19 protein-coding genes are annotated in these 17,884 nt (G+C 42.2%); 8 read left to right on the forward strand and 11 right to left on the reverse strand.

Annotated features, from left to right (window positions below; genetic code table 11):
* The first annotated feature begins 757 nt into the window (after positions 1-757).
* Genes ACLPIE_RS09325 through ACLPIE_RS09335 form a run of 3 tightly spaced genes read left to right on the forward strand, consistent with a single transcriptional unit; the run spans position 758 to position 4,040 of the window.
* The gene (locus tag ACLPIE_RS09325) at positions 758-1,729 is read left to right on the forward strand and encodes an HlyD family secretion protein (RefSeq protein ID WP_430261362.1); all 972 of its coding nucleotides are present in this window, start codon (positions 758-760) and stop codon (positions 1,727-1,729) included.
* 11 nt (positions 1,730-1,740) lie between these two features.
* Complete coding sequence (locus tag ACLPIE_RS09330) at positions 1,741-2,886, forward strand: ABC transporter permease (RefSeq protein ID WP_430261364.1); 1,146 nt, start codon at positions 1,741-1,743, stop codon at positions 2,884-2,886.
* On the forward strand, positions 2,886-4,040 hold the full coding sequence (locus ACLPIE_RS09335) for an ABC transporter permease (RefSeq protein WP_430261366.1): 1,155 nt from the start codon (positions 2,886-2,888) through the stop codon (positions 4,038-4,040). The genes ACLPIE_RS09330 and ACLPIE_RS09335 overlap by 1 nt, the downstream gene beginning before the upstream one ends.
* Before the next feature lie 213 nt (positions 4,041-4,253).
* On the opposite strand, the gene ACLPIE_RS09340 is transcribed toward ACLPIE_RS09335, so the two are convergent.
* Complete coding sequence (locus tag ACLPIE_RS09340; protein WP_430261368.1) at positions 4,254-5,129, reverse strand: U32 family peptidase; 876 nt, start codon at positions 5,127-5,129, stop codon at positions 4,254-4,256.
* Positions 5,130-5,146: 17 nt separating this feature from the next.
* Positions 5,147-6,142 (reverse strand): ubiquinone anaerobic biosynthesis protein UbiU, encoded by a 996-nt coding sequence (ubiU, locus tag ACLPIE_RS09345; RefSeq protein WP_430261370.1) that lies wholly within the window; start codon positions 6,140-6,142, stop codon positions 5,147-5,149.
* 524 nt (positions 6,143-6,666) lie between these two features.
* Here ubiU and ubiT point away from each other — a divergent pair.
* Together ubiT and ACLPIE_RS09355 are read left to right on the forward strand one after the other, a co-directional pair.
* Entirely contained in the window at positions 6,667-7,191 is a 525-nt protein-coding gene (gene ubiT, locus ACLPIE_RS09350; protein WP_430261372.1) for a ubiquinone anaerobic biosynthesis accessory factor UbiT, read from the forward strand.
* Positions 7,185-7,691, forward strand: coding sequence for a GNAT family N-acetyltransferase (locus tag ACLPIE_RS09355; RefSeq protein ID WP_430261374.1), 507 nt, complete (start codon positions 7,185-7,187; stop codon positions 7,689-7,691). Before ubiT ends, ACLPIE_RS09355 begins: the two co-directional genes overlap by 7 nt.
* Here the strand turns inward: ACLPIE_RS09355 and ACLPIE_RS09360 are convergent.
* Entirely contained in the window at positions 7,661-8,002 is a 342-nt protein-coding gene (locus ACLPIE_RS09360) for a GIY-YIG nuclease family protein (protein ID WP_430261376.1), read from the reverse strand. The two genes, ACLPIE_RS09355 and ACLPIE_RS09360, sit on opposite strands and share 31 nt — an antisense overlap.
* Before the next feature lie 270 nt (positions 8,003-8,272).
* Between ACLPIE_RS09360 and bhsA the strand changes: the two genes are divergently transcribed.
* Together bhsA and ACLPIE_RS09370 are read left to right on the forward strand one after the other, a co-directional pair.
* Positions 8,273-8,524, forward strand: a complete 252-nt coding sequence (gene bhsA / locus ACLPIE_RS09365; protein ID WP_430261377.1) for a multiple stress resistance protein BhsA — start codon at positions 8,273-8,275, stop codon at positions 8,522-8,524.
* Positions 8,525-8,839: 315 nt separating this feature from the next.
* Positions 8,840-9,277 carry a YhbP family protein gene (locus ACLPIE_RS09370; RefSeq protein ID WP_430261379.1) on the forward strand — a complete coding sequence of 146 codons (438 nt, stop codon included), beginning with the start codon at positions 8,840-8,842 and terminating at the stop codon, positions 9,275-9,277.
* Here ACLPIE_RS09370 and nrdG read toward each other — a convergent pair.
* The 5 genes from nrdG to pyrB all read right to left on the reverse strand — a co-directional run bounded on the left by nrdG (position 9,274) and on the right by pyrB (position 14,245).
* Positions 9,274-9,738: an anaerobic ribonucleoside-triphosphate reductase-activating protein gene (nrdG, locus tag ACLPIE_RS09375; RefSeq protein WP_430261381.1), complete on the reverse strand. Its 465-nt coding sequence runs from the start codon at positions 9,736-9,738 to the stop codon at positions 9,274-9,276. The genes ACLPIE_RS09370 and nrdG overlap by 4 nt on opposite strands.
* Positions 9,739-9,742: 4 nt before the next feature.
* Positions 9,743-11,881 (reverse strand): anaerobic ribonucleoside-triphosphate reductase, encoded by a 2,139-nt coding sequence (gene nrdD / locus ACLPIE_RS09380; RefSeq protein ID WP_430261382.1) that lies wholly within the window; start codon positions 11,879-11,881, stop codon positions 9,743-9,745.
* Positions 11,882-12,282: 401 nt separating this feature from the next.
* A complete protein-coding gene (ridA, locus tag ACLPIE_RS09385) occupies positions 12,283-12,669 on the reverse strand; it encodes a 2-iminobutanoate/2-iminopropanoate deaminase (protein ID WP_004907508.1) in 387 nt (128 codons plus the stop codon).
* Positions 12,670-12,831: 162 nt separating this feature from the next.
* The gene (gene pyrI, locus ACLPIE_RS09390) at positions 12,832-13,296 is read right to left on the reverse strand and encodes an aspartate carbamoyltransferase regulatory subunit (RefSeq protein WP_430261384.1); all 465 of its coding nucleotides are present in this window, start codon (positions 13,294-13,296) and stop codon (positions 12,832-12,834) included.
* A 13-nt stretch (positions 13,297-13,309) separates the two neighbouring features.
* Complete coding sequence (gene pyrB, locus ACLPIE_RS09395; protein ID WP_430261385.1) at positions 13,310-14,245, reverse strand: aspartate carbamoyltransferase; 936 nt, start codon at positions 14,243-14,245, stop codon at positions 13,310-13,312.
* A 441-nt stretch (positions 14,246-14,686) separates the two neighbouring features.
* On the opposite strand from pyrB, the gene ACLPIE_RS09400 reads away from it, so the two are divergent.
* Entirely contained in the window at positions 14,687-15,043 is a 357-nt protein-coding gene (locus ACLPIE_RS09400; protein ID WP_430261387.1) for a hypothetical protein, read from the forward strand.
* Positions 15,044-15,110: 67 nt separating this feature from the next.
* On the opposite strand, the gene phnV is transcribed toward ACLPIE_RS09400, so the two are convergent.
* From phnV to phnT, 3 genes are read right to left on the reverse strand one after another with little or no spacing between them, the layout of a single operon-like run.
* Positions 15,111-15,908: a 2-aminoethylphosphonate ABC transport system, membrane component PhnV gene (gene phnV, locus ACLPIE_RS09405; RefSeq protein WP_430261389.1), complete on the reverse strand. Its 798-nt coding sequence runs from the start codon at positions 15,906-15,908 to the stop codon at positions 15,111-15,113.
* 2 nt (positions 15,909-15,910) lie between these two features.
* Positions 15,911-16,771 carry a 2-aminoethylphosphonate ABC transporter permease subunit gene (phnU, locus tag ACLPIE_RS09410; protein ID WP_430261390.1) on the reverse strand — a complete coding sequence of 287 codons (861 nt, stop codon included), beginning with the start codon at positions 16,769-16,771 and terminating at the stop codon, positions 15,911-15,913.
* 1 nt (position 16,772) lies between these two features.
* Entirely contained in the window at positions 16,773-17,882 is a 1,110-nt protein-coding gene (phnT, locus tag ACLPIE_RS09415; protein WP_430261392.1) for a 2-aminoethylphosphonate ABC transport system ATP-binding subunit PhnT, read from the reverse strand.
* Positions 17,883-17,884: the final 2 nt, after the last annotated feature.

Raw genomic sequence — 17,884 nt, forward strand, 5'->3', positions numbered from 1 at the left:
TAGTCACATACTGCTGTATGCTCCTAGGGCCTCGTTTCCTCGTCGCCTACCCACAATGCGAACTATTTAGAACATGGCTCGTTATGCTTTGCACTGTGGGGTGTTGACTTCGTCATCTCGCTCCAGTCACATACTGCTGTATGCTCCTAGGGTCTCGTTTCCTCGTCGCCTACCCACAATGCGAACTATTTAGAACATGGCTCGTTATGCTTTGCACTGTGGGGGTGTTGACTTCGTCATCTCGCTCCAGTCACATACTGCTGTATGCTCCTAGGGCCTCGTTTCCTACCCACAATGCGAACTATTTAGAACATGGCTCGTTATGCTTTGCACTGTGGGGTGTTGACTTCGTCATCTCGCTCCAGTCACATACTGCTGTATGCTTCTAGGGCCTCGTTTCCTCGTCGCCTACCCACAATGCGAACTATTTAGAACATGGCTCGTTATGCTTTATATTGTGGGGGGACTTCGCTATCTCGCCTCATTATTTCTTAGCGCTGTATGGGGGAGCTATTCACTTTGACCATTTTTGTTTATTTTGGCGGTTGATTATACCGTAAGTTGTTGGTTAAGTAATCGACGTTTGAGAAAAGTAGATTCATCAATATTTGACATAAGAAAGGAATCGCTTCAATATTATACAATGCCCTATCTTTTCGTGATCTTACGCACGAATTTATTAACACTGTATTTAATTTTCTTGTCATACTCTAGGGATAATAGTTTCCCCCGTTATTATTTAAGGTTCACATAAATAATGAAAAAAAGAACGATAGTACTGATTTTGCTGATGCTTATCTTGATAGCAGCAGCTGCACTTTTTCATTCCCATAATCAATATCTATTGTTACAGGGAGAAGTGGATGCACCTGAAGTTATCGTAACATCGAAAGCTAAAGGGCGAGTGATTGAGCGCCATGTTGAGCGTGGTGATGATGTAAAACAAGGACAATTGTTACTGACATTAGAAAGTCCTGAGTTGCAAGCGCAATATGAAGCGTCGAAAGCGGCAAGAGACCAAGCAAAAGCTCAACTTGAACAATCAATTAATGGGACGCGTGAAGAAACTATCCGCGACTTACAAGCCACGTTAGCACAAGCTAATTCGCAATACCAAAATGCTTCTCGTGAATATGCTCGTTTGAGTAATTTAAAAACGAAAGGGTATGTTTCAGCGAATGAACTCGATAATGCACGTAAAGCCAAAGATGTAGCTCTTTCTCAGGTGCAAGGAGCGAAAGCTCGACTCGAAGAGGGCCAACACGGTGATCGTGTTGAGCTGCGCCAACAATATGAGGCGGCGCTTCATCAAGCAGAACAAAAGTTGGCTGAGCTACAAGTGCAAATTGATGATTTGCAAGTTAGGGCGCCTGTTGATGGTGAAGTCGGCCCTATCCCTGCTGAGATCGGTGAGCTTTTCAATGCGGGGAGCCCACTGATTTCACTTATTCGATTACCTCAAGCCTATTTTATTTATAACCTGCGAGAAGATATTTTAGTCAACGTTAAAAAAGGCGATAAAGTACAACTGGATGTGCCTGCGTTAGGTAATAAGATGATTGAAGCACAAGTGCGTTACATTGCGCCAAAAGGGGATTACGCAACAAAACGTGCTACCCGTGCAACAGGCGACTTTGATTTAAAAACATTTGAAATTCGTTTATACCCATTAGAGCCGATTGAAGGACTGAGACCTGGCATGAGCGTGTTATGGCATTGGGATAAATAGAAGGTGTTGCCATGAAATTAAAGTTTGTTTGGCACGGCTTTGAACACGCGTTTAGCCGCGAAACCCAGATGGCCATCCGCAGTCCTGTTTTCCACTGGCTGAGCTGGTTGTTTCCGTTGATGCTGTTCACGTTAGTTAGTGCTAACTTCTCTGAAGGCACACTCATGGATTTACCCGTTTCTGTGGTGGATGATAACCACAGCCCTGTTTCACGACAAATTATTCGTGATTTGGATGCGGGGCCTCATGCAGATATCAAAACTGTTGATGATAACTTGAGTACATCACTAAAAAGGTTGGGGAGTTCAAAAGATTACGCTCTGCTGTATATTCCCCATAACTTTGAAGAAGATGTTTTACGCGGGCGTCAGCCTGAACTACGCATGTACTACAATGCGTTGTTTTATGCATCAGGAAGTTATGCAATTCAAGATTTCAGTGGCTTAGTTGCGGAGCTGAATGCGAAATATCGCCAAGAACTGGCAAGGTCAATGGGAAAAGCGTTACCCCCCTTGGCACAAGTGACGCTTTCTTATGATAGCTTGTTTAATCCAAGCGGTAGCTATATTTATTATCAACAATTTGCTGCCACTATTCATATGCTACAGCTATTTGTGGTGACGGCAACGATTTATACCATGTCGCGAGGTACGACCTTACAGAGTGTGAAGCCCTTTGCCTCGGCATTATTGGGGAAAATGGCGCCTTATACTTTATTCTTCAGCACATTATTAGCCATTGAATTAGCCGCGTTAGTGACCATCTTTGATGCAAAAGTGGTGGGAAACCCGCTGTATATGTTAATTGTCGGCTTCTTTTATGTCATTGCGGCTCAGAGTGTGGGGTTATTGCTGTTTAGTTTTACGTCTAGCGCGATTATGGCCTACAGCTTAATCGGGATGTTGGTGAGTATTGCCTTAGCATTCTCAGGGATGGCTGTACCCGAATTAGCTATGATTTTACCCGCACAAATTATTTCGAATGTTGAACCACTTACGCATACGCTTAATGCCATGTTCGATATTTTCTTACGAGAGATATCCTTCTGGCGCATTATAAAAGTGTGCCTGTTCTTATTAATTTATCCCATAGTGACTGCCTTTTTAGTTCGTAAACGTTTGGTTAAACGCCTTGCTATGCAAGGGGGGGCGGTTTGATGAGTGTTTATTTCGCAACTTTCCGTAAAGTTCTACTGGGGATGTTAGAAAAACCCATGTGGCTACTGTTGCTGGTATCGTTATGTGTTATGAGCTTGGTGTATGCAAGACCCGTTTTATGGGATTTACCTGTTGCTGTCATTGATATGGATCACAGTTCAGCGAGCCGTGAATTGATCCGTGATTTGGATGCGACTCCAAAGGTACAATTGCATAGCTATGACAGCTTAGCTCAAGCACGGCAAGATATGATAGCCCGCAAGTTGTTTGCAATAATTATCGTTCCGACAGACTTTCAACAGCATTTATTAAACGGTAAAAATATCACGGTACCGGTGTATGGAGATGCGACTAACCGTCTGGCAAGTGGACAAATTCAGCAAGAGCTATCAAAAGCTTATCAGACGCTATTGAATGCCTATAATACACAATTACTGACGAAATCTGGCTATAGCCAAGAGCAAGCTGAGGTGATTATCACGCCTATTCGCAGTGAAACGGAACCGTTATATAACCCTGGCATTAGCTTTGCTGCTATTATTTTCCCTGGCTTATTGGTGATGTTGTTGCAGCACTCCTTGTTAATTGCGTGTGTGCGAGTGAGTATCGCGATTCGTTCAACTCCAAAAGGTAAGCCACCACTGGCGGTTTACTTGGGGGCATTGTCTGCGTTGATCCCAATTTGGTTGTTTCTATCGACCGTCTTTTTTGCTCTTTGGCCGTGGGTATTGGGCTACCGACAAGAAGCGCCTTTGTATTTAATCTGGATATTGACTTTCCCATTCTTGCTCGCTGTTTTGGGGCTTGGCAAGTTGGTTACAGAGTGCTTACGTAGTGTAGAAATGATTTATTTAACATTGGCATTTATTACGACCCCCGTGTTTTATATGTCAGGCACTATTTGGCCTCTGCAAGCCATGCCTGATTGGGTTCGTATGATTGCATCTGCGTTTCCATCAACGTGGGCGACGAATGCTATGGCAGGTCTTAATCAAATGGGGTTACCTTTCAATGAAGCGCTGATGGATATTGTCATGATGCTCACTCTTGGTGTGATTTATACCGCGATCGGGGTATTTATTGGCATGCTACGCGATGGAGAATTACGCCATTTAGCACATATATTTAACCGCTGGCGAAGGCACCACCGTTAGCCTTTGGTTTATTCGACAATAAGTTATGCTATATGCGGGGCTCAATGGATTCAGAGGCCATTGAGCCTTTTTGTTTAATGTTTGTCAGTTTCTAGGTTTTCCAGTTATTTTTAATCATTTTATTGACTCCATCGCATTCGCTCTGCGATGAGGGGAATTTAAGTATATTACTTTTTTATGTGCTAAATCACATCATAATGAACTGAAACCTGATTAGGGCACCATTGATAAACCTGCAATTTGCCGCCAATAGCCATTACAGCTTTTATCCTTTATTGTGAATGGCATTTCACCATTTTCATTGGCTTTAAATTGCGCCAATGTTTCAAGGGTATCAATACGTTCAGGTGAAATTCGCACAATATCGACTAAGCCTTGCATTGAGCGCAACTCATTGCCGAGGTTATAGCAATCACCACTTAGGGTTTGAATTCCATTTAAAGTAAAGACTTGCTGTTGTTCTTGGGAAAGCACTTTGCGACCTTGCGGGTAATTAATGCAGCAAGTTTCACATTCATCTTTTTGCTTGTTTTCTGAGCGAGCGGTGAAGCAGCGTGCAGAGTAGGCGAGAGGAAGGTGGCCGTAGCTCATCACCTCCACTTCAAACTTGCCACGAATACCAATGTCATCACATTGATTGAGCAAATTAGCTAGCCAGTCACGGGATAGCTCTACAGGCATACACCAGCGAGTCATACCTTGACGAAGTAGAATCTTCAAGGTTTGGGCATTGTAGCAGTTCAAACCATGTCCAGCGACGAATGGTAGCCCTTTCTCGACTAACATATTGATGACACCAAAGTCATGGGCTTCAACTAAAAACTCTCCATTATCAACTAACTTGCTAATTTCTTTGAGTTCAGAAGGCGCCTGTAAGAGTGCGAGTGTGCTAAGGACGATTTGTTTGCCACTTTTGGCGAGTTGCTGGGCGAGTTCTATCCAGTCATTGGGTTTCATTTCTCGGCGCTTACTACATACCGTTTCGCCCAGATAGATAATATCGGCTTCACTTTGCATCGCAAGTTGATAAAAATCGCTCAGCGTTTGTTTTTGCCAATAATAAAGGACAGATCCTAATGAGTACTGCATGATATTTACCTATTAAATTATTGCCATTTACGATGGTAAGCGCCCAATGTAGTTTGGTTACCCTCTGAAAGCGCACCTAAGGCTTTTAGCCATTTAGGGTCGGTGATGAAGTGACTTGGATTGACGTTATAGTGGTCGATGGCTTGTCGCCAAATGCGTGTCACTTCAGTGACATATGCGGGGCTACGTTGGCGGCCTTCGATTTTAACGGAGGCGATATTGGCGGCCATGAGTTCAGGTAATAGCTCAATGGTATTCAAGCTGGTGGGTTCTTCTAGCACATGATATTTTTGCTCATCCACAAGATAGCGGCCTTTACACAAGGTTGGATACCCTGCATTTTCATCTTTTTGATAGCGATCGATGAGCACATTATTAAGGCGTGATTCCATTCCTTCCTCTGTTTGTTGCCAGCGAACAAAACGGGCAGGGGAACATGCTCCTACGGTATTAGGTGACTCACCCGTGAGATAAGAAGAAAGGTAGCAACGTCCTTCGGCCATAATGCACAGGCTCCCAAAGGCAAAGACCTCAAGTGGTACTGGGCTATTTTTAGCCAGTTGCTTGACTTGGTGAATTGATAAAACGCGAGGGAGTACGACGCGATGGACATCAAAATTGCGTTGATAAAAACGGATGGCTTCTGTGTTGGTGGCAGAGGCTTGAACGGAAACGTGCCTTTCGATGTGTGGGTATTTGTTAGCAGCGTATTCTAGCATGGCTATATCTGCTAATATCAGCGCATCTGCGCCAAGATCCGCAGCAAGATCGACGGAGTTTTGCCAGCGTTCATAGCCGTTTGGGTGTGCAAATGTATTAATCGCAATATGTAATTTGCGTTTACGGTTATGAATATAGCGCTCGGCCTCATATAGCTTTTTTTCAGTAAAATTTAATCCGGCAAAATGACGCGCGTTGGTCTCATTTTTCAATCCAATATAGACGGCATCAGCACCGTTATCGACAGCTGCTTTCAAAGCGGGCAAATTCCCTGCTGGGCAGAGTAATTCCATTGACCTATCCCTGTATAAATTTTGATGATTAACATTCTAGTCAAGGGAACTGTTATAGATTTTGATTTAGAGCAGAGAAATTGTTAATGGCTATCAGTATTCGTTAATTCAGCGAGTCGATAGCGTGTTATTCATTGTTAGCCGTTTAAGGATCTTGCTAGATTAAAGAGAGATAAGTTGTATAAATAGTTTAACCTAAACTGCTTTTGATGATTTATTATCGTATAAATTGTGGTAAAACCATCATTAAAGGCCAATTTCTCCTATAATTGCGGGCTAAAAATAAATATTGGCGAGATGGGCAAAAATTGATATAGGATCAGACCAATTAACCCTTTTTTTGGCAATATACTTGCTACGGAAGCAAACAGGACGTCGATAAATTCACTTTTTGGCCTATTGGCGGCAAATATTTTTCTTAAATTATTTGAGTACACAATATCTTACCCTAAGCGATTCGAGCTGCTACTGTGGTTAAGTAGTTACACGAAAACGGGCAAATAATTAATACGGGAGTCAGTACTGTGTTAGGTAAAATTCGTTCTCAACTCATCACAAAAGGCCCTTCATTTTTGAAATTGCCTTTAAAAGTGACCCCATTTGCTGTGCAGCGCCAAGTGCTTGAGCAGCTATTAAGTTGGCAGTTTCGCGAGTCAGTTAAAGAAGGGGAACTTGATTTTTTCGAAGACAAATGGCTAAAAGTTGAAGTGCGTGATTTAGCACTGGTTTGGTTTATTAGCTTGCAAGATGGCCAATTAGTGGTTAAACAAAATGCACAAGCTGATGTTAGCGTTAGCGGTAATGCTAACGATTTGATATTGATTGCAGCACGTAAAGAAGACCCTGATACGTTGTTTTTTCAGCGTAGGTTAGTCATCGAAGGGGATACCGAACTCGGTTTATACGTGAAAAACTTAATGGATGCTTTTGAATTAGAAAATATGCCAGCGCCATTGCGCTTTACATTGCTGCAATTAGCGGAGGTGATTAAGGTGGTTCAGGATAGTGAGGACGTGGAGCATAAATCGCCCACGTTAACTTCATGCTAATTCGAGTCGAGATCCCTGTCGATGCTATGGGTATCGATAAACTATTGAGGGAAACGTTCCCTACCGAGGCTGAAGCTAACCTTGTTCAGCGTCTGCGTGAGGATGGTCTATTAACGCTCGGTGTTGTTGCGACAAACGATGATGGTGAAGTTATTGGTTATGTTGGTTTCACATCTGTCGATGTGAATGGTGAAGATGTTCAGTGGGTAGGATTAGCCCCATTAGCGGTCAATAAAGCGTACCAGCGGCAAGGTATTGCAGAAAAGCTGGTTTATGAAGGACTAGATAGCCTAAATGAGTTTGGTTACGCTGCTGTCGTGGTTTTAGGTGACGAACATTACTATTCGCGCTTTGGTTTTGAACCTGGCTCAAAATATGCGGTGAATTGTCAGTGGCCTGAACACCAATCTCATTTCATGATTTGTGGGTTAGAAAATGGTGAAATAGATGCATATCAAGGCGTTGTAACCTATTCATCGCATTTTGATAATGTATTATAGCTTGCCAAATAATTAATAAGTTCACTAGGCTGGTCAATGACCAGCCTTTCTTTTGTCTTTTTACTCAGTTTCTTAACTTGATATTCCATTTTTGAGGCATCAGAGCGAGAGCCAATCAAGCATGAGAAAACGAGTGTCAAGGGCATTTTCCCTTTCAGGGCTTTTGCACCGGTACCTGCTTTGTGTTGCTCAAAACGGCGCTGCACATTCGTTGTGATCCCACAATATAATGCGTTATTTTTCTCTCTTACCAGATAGAGATACCAGCTATTTTGAGTTAATTCATTTTTTTCTAACGTATTTTTTATCATTCTGTGCTGATTTATAGGGTGAAAACAAGAGGTTATCGACGAATATATTCGTTAAGAGAGCTATTTATAACATATTAATATATAAATAAAAAATGAGACAAAACCGTCACAAATTTGTAACCTCAACAGGACTTTATATTCAATTTTTTTGAATTAGTATAGCAAAATTAGCTAATTTTCATTCTCAGTTAAAGCGCATAATATGATCCATATCACAGAGGGACAGTAAATATCCCGATTAAAAATCAAATTTAATAAAAGGAACGTATTATGAAAAAATCAACATTATTCGCTGCTGCTTTAGCTTTAGGTGCTGTTTCATTTGGCTCAATGGCGGCTGATGAAGTTCAACACACTAACCAACCTGCTGCAGGTTATGTATCAGTAACGGGTGCTGTGAGCGTAAATGACCTGACCGAGCAATTAGCCAAAAAAGCTGATGAAGCCGGTGCAACTTCATTCCGCGTTATCTCTGCTGGCGGTGAAAACTCAATGAGTGGTACTGCAGCTATTTATAAATAAATTTATTCGTCATATTTATTCGTCATACTTCGAGCCGTAGCGTTGGCCGCGTTCATTCGCACTCGTCACATACTTATGTGTGCTCCTAGCGCTTCGTTCACTTGTTGCCTAGCTACAACTCGAATTATTTAGAGTAAAGGTTTGGGTAAGATAGTGTAAAACCCAAATTAATTAGAGTGATAAAACTAATTAGAACCATTTTTTAATTAGTTAGGCTATAGTAATAGCGAATTTTATACCCGCGTTCAGAACAGTTTAAGCAAGCTTAGGGGAAACCCAAAAGCTTGTTCTGAACGGGTCTATATGGAAATCGCTATGACGCCAGAACAAATGTTAAAACACATCCAGCGCTATATTTCTCGCCAACACGTATTTTCTATTTTTGCTCACCATAACCATGAGATTTGGCCCGCCACTTGTTACTATGTATTTGATTCTAAAAGTATGTCACTTATTTTAATGACCGACCCAAACTCAAAACATGGACAGCTAATGGTGGCTAATCCACAAGTTGCTGGCACTATTTCTACTCAATCGAAAGCGATTAGTCAGATACAAGGTATTCAGTTTAAAGGATGTGTTGAGAGATTAGAGGGGGAGAAAGAACAATTGGCGAGAGCTCTGTATTGTCGTCGTTTTCCTGTCGCGCTAACAGCGAAACTGCCGATTTGGCAGCTTCACTTAGATAACGTCAAAATGGTAGATAATAAGCTAGGTTTTGGAACTAAATTGCACTGGACGCGAGATAATTAGCGTAAACTATGGATAACTTGATTTGCGCTACCGCGCCAAATTAACCGAGGGTCATGTAAGTCTTGCTCAAACTTACCGTCAACTAAGGTATTTACAAAACTCACCACTTTGTGTTGTTCGGCAGTCAGCTCACTTAATCTGTATCCTGTCCATAACCAGATATCTTTATTTGGGCAAACGGCTTTTACCCGTTTCACTAATTTTAGTATCGCAGGTAAGTTAGCTGGATGGAGTGGATCTCCACCGGACAGGGACAATCCCTGCCTATGAATACGCGTGTCTTGCAAATCTTGAATGATTTGGTCTTCCATTTCTTGAGTGAATGGCACCCCTGAATCGACTCGCCAAGTACTTTGGTTATAACAACCACGGCATTGATGAACACAGCCTGAAACGAACAGTGTACAGCGAGTTCCAGGACCATTGACTACATCAACGGGGTAATATTGGTGATAATTCATAATATTAGCCTAATTGACCATTACCTAGGTGTTTGATGCGACGCTTAACTTCTTCCTGTTTTCCTGCATTGAACGGCCTTGCATCGGGGCTACCTAAATAACCGCAAACTCGGCGGATAACAGAGACTCTGTTTGTGTCATGATTACCGCAAGCAGGACAAGTAAAGCCTTTGCTGGTACAAGAAAACTCCCCAGAGAAACCACATTCATAACATTCATCAATGGGGGTGTTTGTTCCATAGTAAGGGACATGTTGATAGCTATAATCCCACACATCTTCTAGCGCTTTAACGTTATGTTGTAAGTTTGGATATTCGCCGTAACAGATGAAGCCACCATTAGCGATAGCTGGATAAGGGGCTTCAAAATCAATCTTGTCGTAAGGATTCACTTGCTTTTCGACATCTAAATGGAAGCTGTTGGTGTAATAGCCTTTATCTGTCACCCCCGCAATGACACCAAACTCAGCGGTGTCGATACGGCAGAATCGGTCACAAAGATTTTCACTGGGTGTGCTGTATAAACTAAAACCATAACCCGTTTCTGCTTTCCACTCATCGGTGGCTTGGCGTAGGCGTTCAACAATAGCGACGGCCTTTTCACGTAATCGTGTATCGTCATAAACGTGTGTCTGTGTGCCAAACAGGGCATTGATTGTTTCATGTAAGCCAATGTAGCCTAATGAAATCGAGGCTCTGCCATGTTTGAATATTTCAGCCACGTTATCGTCCGCTTTTAACCTAACGCCGCAAGCGCCTTCCATATATAGGATAGGGGCAACGCGGGCTTTGACGGTTTCTAAGCGAGCAATACGAGTCATCAGAGCTTTTTTCGCAATGGCTAAACGCTCATCAAGTAGTGCCCAAAATGCTTCTTCATTTCCATCTGCTTCGATGGCGATACGCGGTAAGTTAAGGCTAATAACCCCTAAATTATTGCGACCATCATGAATTTGTTTACCATCTTCTTCATAAATACCTAAGAAGCTACGACAGCCCATTGGGGTTTTAAATGAGCCGGTGATATCAACAACGCGATCATAGTTAAGGATATCAGGGTACATGCGCTTGCTGGCACATTCTAAAGCTAACTGCTTGATATCATAATTTGGATCGTCAAATTTGTGGTTTAGGCCTTCTTTAATGGCAAATACCAGTTTAGGGAAAACGGCCGTTTTGCGGTTTTTACCAAGACCCGCAATGCGGTTCTTTAAAATGGATTGCTGAATTAACCGAGCTTCTTTGGAAGTACCAAGGCCAAAACCAAAAGTAACAAAAGGAGTCTGACCGTTAGCAGTATGTAGGGTGTTAACTTCATACTCTAATGATTGGAATGCATCATAACATTCTTTATCAGTACGGTTCTGCGCGTAACCTTCAGCATCTGAAATTCCCCACTCTTTGGCAACTTTTAAGTGTTTTTCGTAGCTGATAGCGACATAAGGCGCTAAAATTTCATCAATACGGTTAATTGTAGTACCACCATATATGTGGCTAGCGACTTGAGCAATGATTTGTGCCGTGACGGCTGTTGCCGTTGAAATAGACCTTGGTGGCTCTATTTCTGCATTTCCCATTTTAAATCCGTTAGTTAACATTCCCTCAAGGTCAATTAGCATACAATTAAACATAGGGAAGAAGGGGGCATAATCAAGGTCGTGGTAGTGGATTTCACCTTTTTCATGCGCGAGGACGACATCGCGAGGTAAAATATGTTGTTTAGCATAGTGTTTCGCAACGATCCCGGCGAGCAAATCACGTTGGGTTGGGATCACTTTACTGTCTTTGTTGGCATTTTCATTGAGTAAAGACACATTGCTTTGCTCAATAAGCCCTCGGATTTCGTGAGTTAGTTGGCTGCGTTTCTCACGTTCGTTGTCTCGGTCATGGCGATATTCAATGTAAGTGCGAGCGAGATCTTTATAAGGGCCTGCCATCAATTGGTTTTCGACAGCGTCTTGAATTTCTGCGATATCCACTTTGTCACGGCTGCAAAGTTGTTCTGTTACGGCAGAGGCAACTTGAAGACAGTAATCGTCATCCTTAACATTCACCGCAGCGGCTGCTCGCTTAACTGCTTCTTGAATTCGTGGAAGGTCAAAGCTGACCTGACAACCATCTCTTTTAATAACAACCGTTCCCACTATCGCTCTCCTTGTTGAGTTATCCATAGCATCAACAAAGGTATTTTCTATCTTTTTTGTTGACCTTATTCTGTGGATAAAATGTAAATAAATACTATATGTTGTGCTGATTGGTGTAATTAAAGCACAATATATAGATTAATGCTTTTTTTTAGATAGCCAATGTTTGATTTAAAACAAAGAAAAAAATAATTTATATGAAGATCAAAAGCGCAGGGAAAGTAAATCTTTTTAGTCAGCGGTATTTATTTACATCAGTTAAATAAAATGTGTGGCATGCTTTTTTGTTATTAATAAACATGAAGGGCACGAGAAATGTGCAGACTTGAGGATAAGAAGAAAACGCAAGGAATAAAAGACACCCCACAAAAAATAATGAGGTGTTTCGTTCGAGCTAATCGTTATTTACGTACCGCGATTGCTTCGATTTCAATTTTTACATCTTTTGGAAGACGAGCGACTTCAACGCAAGAACGAGCAGGGAATGGTGCATTATGTTGTTTGAAGAACTCTTCGTAGGTCGCATTCACCGTTGCAAAGTCATTTAAATCTTTTACAAATACGGTCGTTTTCACGATGTTAGCTGCGCTTAGGCCTGCTTTTTCTAATATCGCTTTTACGTTAGCCAGTGATTGGCGAGTTTGTGCTGCGATATCTTCAGGAACTTCGCCTGTTTTAGGGTCAACAGGGATTTGGCCTGATGTTATCACCATACTACCCAAATCTACACCTTGAACGTAAGGACCGATCGCTGCTGGTGCATTTTCTGTATTGATTTCGTATGACATAACTACTCCGTTTCATCACGTAAAGGGAAAATACTCGTCATATTGCAAGCCACCGCTGTGTTTGTGGCTTGGTGAGACTTTGAGTATAACGTTGTGGGCAATTAGACGCTATTATAAACATGGATTGCGCCTAGACAACACCGCAGTCTACGCTGAAACAACCTACTGGTTATTGATCACAGCATCTCTATCGAACTCTTTTTCACAGAATTGGCATGTCAGTGCAACCTCTTTGCCAATTTTCTTCACACGGAAGCTACTTGATACGGGTTCATTATGGCTAATACAGTTACTGTTTGGGCAAATTAAGACGTTGTCGATATAGTTAGGTAATGTGAGTTCAAGCTTTTCAACGACTTGGTAATCTTCAATGCGATTAACCGTAGCTTCAGGAGCATACATAGCGAGCTGGTTGGCTTGTTCAGGGGTTAAAAAGGTATTTTCAATTTTGATGATATCTTTTTTACCCAAGTTGCTTGAAGGTAAATTTAAACCAATGGTGATACGTTCATCCGTTTTGGTTAGTTTAAATAATTTGAGTAATTTGAAGCCAATTTGAGCAGGAATGTGGTCGATAACCGTACCGTGGCTGATTGCTTCAACTTGTAATTTATGATCGTGTGTCATGATGATTTCCTCCTCAGATAGCCAATTCTTTATTTAACACCAGTGATAGCAATGCTTGACGCGCATAAATTCCATTGCCCGCTTGTTGGAAATAGTAAGCGTAAGGTGTGCTGTCGACATCAACAGTAATTTCATCAATTCGTGGTAATGGGTGTAAGACTTTTAGGTTAGGTTTTGCACAATGTAAGTCAGCGGCACGTAAGATAAATTGCGCTTTCACATTGGCATATTCAGATGGGTCGAGGCGCTCTTTTTGTACGCGCGTCATATATAGAATATCCAGCTCAGGCATTACCTCATCAATATTATTGTGCAAGCTATAGGTCGCGCCTTTTTCTTCTAAAATATGCAAAATGTGATTTGGCATTGAAAGTGCTTCAGGGGCGATAAAGTAGAAGTGATTACCTTCAAATTTGGAAAGTGCTTGGGTGAGGGAATGCACGGTTCTGCCATACTTTAAATCACCAACCATCGCTACTTGTAAGTTTTCTAACCGGCCTTGGGTTTCTTGGATTGTAAACAAGTCAAGCAAGGTCTGAGTTGGGTGTTGGTTCGAACCATCACCTGCATTAATTACTGGGATTTGGCCTGCAAATTGGCTTGCTAACCGTGCAGCTCCTTCTTGCGGATGACGCATGACGATCGCATCCACATATTGGCTAATAACCGAAATGGTATCTGCCAATGTTTCGCCTTTCTTACCTAATGAAGTATTGGTGCTATCAGAGAAACCAACGACAGATGCCCCTAAGCGATGAATGGCCGTTTCGAAGGACAACCGTGTGCGCGTTGATGCTTCAAAGAAACAACTTGCGATAACGTTATGTTTTAGGAGTTCGGGTTGCGGCTGTTTTTTCAAAGAAGCAGCGACATTGAGTACAAGTTCGAGGTCTGAACGATCTAAATCGTTAATTGAAATGATATCGCGGTGGTATAAAGGATTCGGCATTGTTGTTCTCCTGTGTCAGCAAGACATGTTAGGTCTATAGGCCAAAAAAAAGCCCCTCATTGAGGGGCTTTCTTGAAAATACGAAGGGAAAAAACAGATTGTCCAGACCGCCATAAGGCAGTGTGTTGGAGGTGTTCTTAGTGAAAACTAGAGCAGCAGCGTTCATGGTTTCTCCCGGCAAATTGTGGCGCATTATACGCATCTGATTCTCTGACGCAAGCGTTTGCATAAAGAAAAAGAAACTTTTTTATTTTTGCATTTTGGTGAATATCTGAACTTACTGAAAAATGAGAGAAAGGTTATCTATCATAATAAATATGTTGAGCATTGGTGCTTTTTAAACCAAAATTAAATCATATGATTGAATATACAGTGCATTTATTTACACATATTTTATGTACGAGTAAGATGTTTTTTCTTTTTCAATTAAATATGATCATTATGAAATCACGACTTCTTATTCCATTGGCATTTCTTCTTTCAGGGTGTTCATCTGTTTGGGTACCTGTTTCTGGTGGTTCAAAATTTACTCAATCTGAGGCGAATGCAGCTTGTAAGCCTGAAGCTCTTCATTTGTACCCAATCAAAAATGAAGTGGCACAGCGTTCTGTCATGTCTTATGTCGAAAAAAAGTGCAAAAAAGATGATGATTGTGGCAAAGACAAAACCTATAAAGAACAAACACCAGTCATGGAAAGCTATGTGATTGATGTTAATGAAGATACCCGCAATAATTATTACTTGGAATGCATGGTTTCTAAAGGCTGGACAAAAAAAGATAAGTATATGTGGGAATAGCGTGCAAGCCGCTAAATAGCTCAGTATTTAGGGGACTTGGCTATTTAGCGAGTTAGCGAGGCAACGTTTATTTTTGGCCAAGTCTTTTTGCTATTTTCTCTAATTTCATCATCAGTAATAATGTTATCGCCACTAAGACAATTGTCAGTGCAGAGCTGTCAGTAATATTGCCCCTATCTGTTAAGCTAAAAATGGAGACCGGTAAGGTTGCCCAGCCGGGAGGGTATAGCATCATAGTTGCCCCTAATTCTCCTAAAGACAGAGAAAGACTTAATGCTAATGCTGAAATCATCCACGGCATCAATAATGGCAGCGTCACATGGCAAAGGCGATACCACGGTGATGCACCTAAGCTAAAGGCGACATTTTCAATATCAGGGGAAATTCGTGCGAGCCCTGTAGACACATTGCTGAATGTGAACGCTGAAATTAAGACAAAATGGGCGCTGAATACAATCCAAAATGTACCATTCATTTGTAAGTAACCTTGGCTGAATGCGACAAGGATACCCAGCCCTATCGAGACAGAGGGAATTGCACTGGGTAAATAAAAAGCGATACCCAGTAATTTTTGCAGTCTCCCGTTATGCCTTCTTAAGGCTAACGCCGCCCAAAGGCCACAAAACAGAGCAAATAAACTGGCACAAAATCCAATGATTAAACTCGATAGAATTGCATTCCAAGCGGGGCCACTGAACGCATTGACAAAGTGCTCAAATGTAAAGCCAGAGGGTAAAATACCATTCCATTGCCGGCTAAAGCTTGACATCAGGATCATCACCAAAGGCAGTAAAAAGAGTAATGAAATTAAGCTAATGGCAATCAGTGTTGCGAGGGCTCGACCTTTTTTAGACCAAATCAACATAGCTAGCTCCTTGTGCCAAGACGCGTGGTTGCCATTCTGTAGAGGAAAAACAGCCCAAGGGACAATAGGATATTGACGAGTGCTATCATGCAGGCGACGGCATAATCAGACTCAAGTATGGCTTTGCTGTACACCATCATAGGTAAGGTATTTACCCCCTTTGCCCCAATAAACAGCACGATACCAAACTCATTGGTGGTTAGCAGCAAGCAAAGGCTGCCACCCGCGAGCAGTGCAGGTAGCGCTGCGGGAAAAATCACTTGGGCGATCACTCTTGCTGGGTGAGCACCTAAAATACTGGCAGCTTCTAATTGGCTTTTATCGATTTGCCGTAGCGCTGCCATGAGTGGGCGCATAACCAAAGGGGTAAACACTGTGATTTCAGCCAAAATCACGCCATTAATGGAATATAGGAAATCAACAGGTGGAAGTTCGAAATTGAATAACGCCATCAATGTGCCATTGAGAAGCCCTGCGGAGCCATAGATGAATGTAAAGGCAAGGGTAATTAAAAATGTTGGCAAGGCAATAAAGGTATCAATCACTTGAGTAATAAAACGATGACCTGTGAATGGGATAAAAACTAAGATTAGCGAAAGTATACTGCCTACCACAAGGCAGCCTAATGTCGCTAAAAAGGCAATTTGTAATGTATTCCATAATCCAGTTATGAATCGCTTTGATTCAATAAGTTGCCAAAATGTCTCTCCCCTCAATCCACCCGTTTCACTTTGTAGAGCTTGTTGGGCTATCAATAATAATGGGTAGAAGAATAGGGTCGCTAACACCAATAATGGCGGCAGTATCCAGTAGATTGGTTTTATCGTAGTGGATGAACGCGTTGGCACACTGATATGTGACATGTCATTCCTCAATCAAAATGGTATCTGTGGGGGAAAACCATAGCGTGAGCTTATCGCCAGCTTGGGGGGATGAGGCTAAATGGGTGACGGCGACGCTCACCGTTTCTCCTGCAACATCACAGATTAAATGGCTTAAGTCCCCTTGCCAGCGTATTGAACGCAGTGTGCCATGTAACTGATTGGTGGTTTCAGGTCGGGGGGTTAAGGTGATGTGCTGAGGGCGAATACAAATCCACTTATGGGGACCTGTTTTCATACCTTGCGTTTGTGCTTCAAGAAATGTCCCTGCACAGCTGACATTTACTCTGGCTGGTGTTGATGAAAAATGTAAAGCGGTAGCGGTTAAAATATTTGCTCGCCCTAAAAACTCAGCCGCAAAACGGTTTGGGGGGCGATGATATAGGGTGTTTTTTTCCCCATGAGCGACTAAATAACCGTCTTTCATGATGCCAATTTTGTCACCAAGAGCAAGCGCTTCAGTTTGGTCATGAGTGACATAAAGAATGGTCAATTCAGGTAGTTCACGGTGTAGCCGTGCGATTTCCTCTACCATATTGTGGCGAATTTGTGCATCAAGGGCCGATAACGGTTCATCCAGTAATAAAACGCGAGGGCGTGTGGCAATCGCTCTGGCAATTGCGACGCGTTGTTGTTGTCCACCAGAAAGCTGGTGGGGGTAACGAGTGGCATAATCTGTCATCCCCACAACTTTCAACGCTTCAACAACGCGTTCATTGATCAGTGCTTTGGGCTGCTTTTGCGCACGTAATCCAAAAGCCACATTGTCTTCCACCTTCATATGGGGGAATAGTGCATAATTTTGTACAACCATGCCTAGCCCACGCTGATAGGGGGGAAGGTGGGTGATATCCGTATCACCCAATAGAATTCGCCCACTATCTGGTTGAGCGAAACCCGCAATGGCACGTAATACCGTAGTTTTTCCCGAGCCAGAGGGGCCGATTAAGACTAATATCTCACCAGGATCGATAGTAAGGTCTAAGGGTTTTAATACCACATTGCTGTGGTAGGAGACCCGCAAAGACTCAAGCTTGATCCCTGAATGCTCAGTTTGCTGCATTGAGGTGGCTAATTTTCGTTTCATTAACATCA

The organism is Providencia sp. Me31A, from assembly GCF_050487165.1.
Classification (GTDB): domain Bacteria; phylum Pseudomonadota; class Gammaproteobacteria; order Enterobacterales; family Enterobacteriaceae; genus Providencia.

Excerpts from the sequence above, each read along its gene's own strand:
- ACLPIE_RS09325 (WP_430261362.1), top strand. The coding sequence starts at position 758 with ATGAAAAAAAGAACGATAGTACTGATTTTGCTGATGCTTATCTTGATA.
- ACLPIE_RS09330 (WP_430261364.1), top strand. The coding sequence starts at position 1,741 with ATGAAATTAAAGTTTGTTTGGCACGGCTTTGAACACGCGTTTAGCCGC.
- ACLPIE_RS09335 (WP_430261366.1), top strand. The coding sequence starts at position 2,886 with ATGAGTGTTTATTTCGCAACTTTCCGTAAAGTTCTACTGGGGATGTTA.
- ACLPIE_RS09340 (WP_430261368.1), bottom strand. The coding sequence starts at position 5,129 with ATGCAGTACTCATTAGGATCTGTCCTTTATTATTGGCAAAAACAAACG.
- ubiU (WP_430261370.1), bottom strand. The coding sequence starts at position 6,142 with ATGGAATTACTCTGCCCAGCAGGGAATTTGCCCGCTTTGAAAGCAGCT.
- ACLPIE_RS09355 (WP_430261374.1), top strand. The coding sequence starts at position 7,185 with ATGCTAATTCGAGTCGAGATCCCTGTCGATGCTATGGGTATCGATAAA.
- ACLPIE_RS09360 (WP_430261376.1), bottom strand. The coding sequence starts at position 8,002 with ATGATAAAAAATACGTTAGAAAAAAATGAATTAACTCAAAATAGCTGG.
- bhsA (WP_430261377.1), top strand. The coding sequence starts at position 8,273 with ATGAAAAAATCAACATTATTCGCTGCTGCTTTAGCTTTAGGTGCTGTT.
- ACLPIE_RS09370 (WP_430261379.1), top strand. The coding sequence starts at position 8,840 with ATGACGCCAGAACAAATGTTAAAACACATCCAGCGCTATATTTCTCGC.
- nrdG (WP_430261381.1), bottom strand. The coding sequence starts at position 9,738 with ATGAATTATCACCAATATTACCCCGTTGATGTAGTCAATGGTCCTGGA.
- ridA (WP_004907508.1), bottom strand. The coding sequence starts at position 12,669 with ATGTCATACGAAATCAATACAGAAAATGCACCAGCAGCGATCGGTCCT.
- pyrI (WP_430261384.1), bottom strand. The coding sequence starts at position 13,296 with ATGACACACGATCATAAATTACAAGTTGAAGCAATCAGCCACGGTACG.
- pyrB (WP_430261385.1), bottom strand. The coding sequence starts at position 14,245 with ATGCCGAATCCTTTATACCACCGCGATATCATTTCAATTAACGATTTA.
- ACLPIE_RS09400 (WP_430261387.1), top strand. The coding sequence starts at position 14,687 with ATGAAATCACGACTTCTTATTCCATTGGCATTTCTTCTTTCAGGGTGT.
- phnV (WP_430261389.1), bottom strand. The coding sequence starts at position 15,908 with ATGTTGATTTGGTCTAAAAAAGGTCGAGCCCTCGCAACACTGATTGCC.
- phnU (WP_430261390.1), bottom strand. The coding sequence starts at position 16,771 with ATGTCACATATCAGTGTGCCAACGCGTTCATCCACTACGATAAAACCA.
- phnT (WP_430261392.1), bottom strand. The coding sequence starts at position 17,882 with ATGTTAATGAAACGAAAATTAGCCACCTCAATGCAGCAAACTGAGCAT.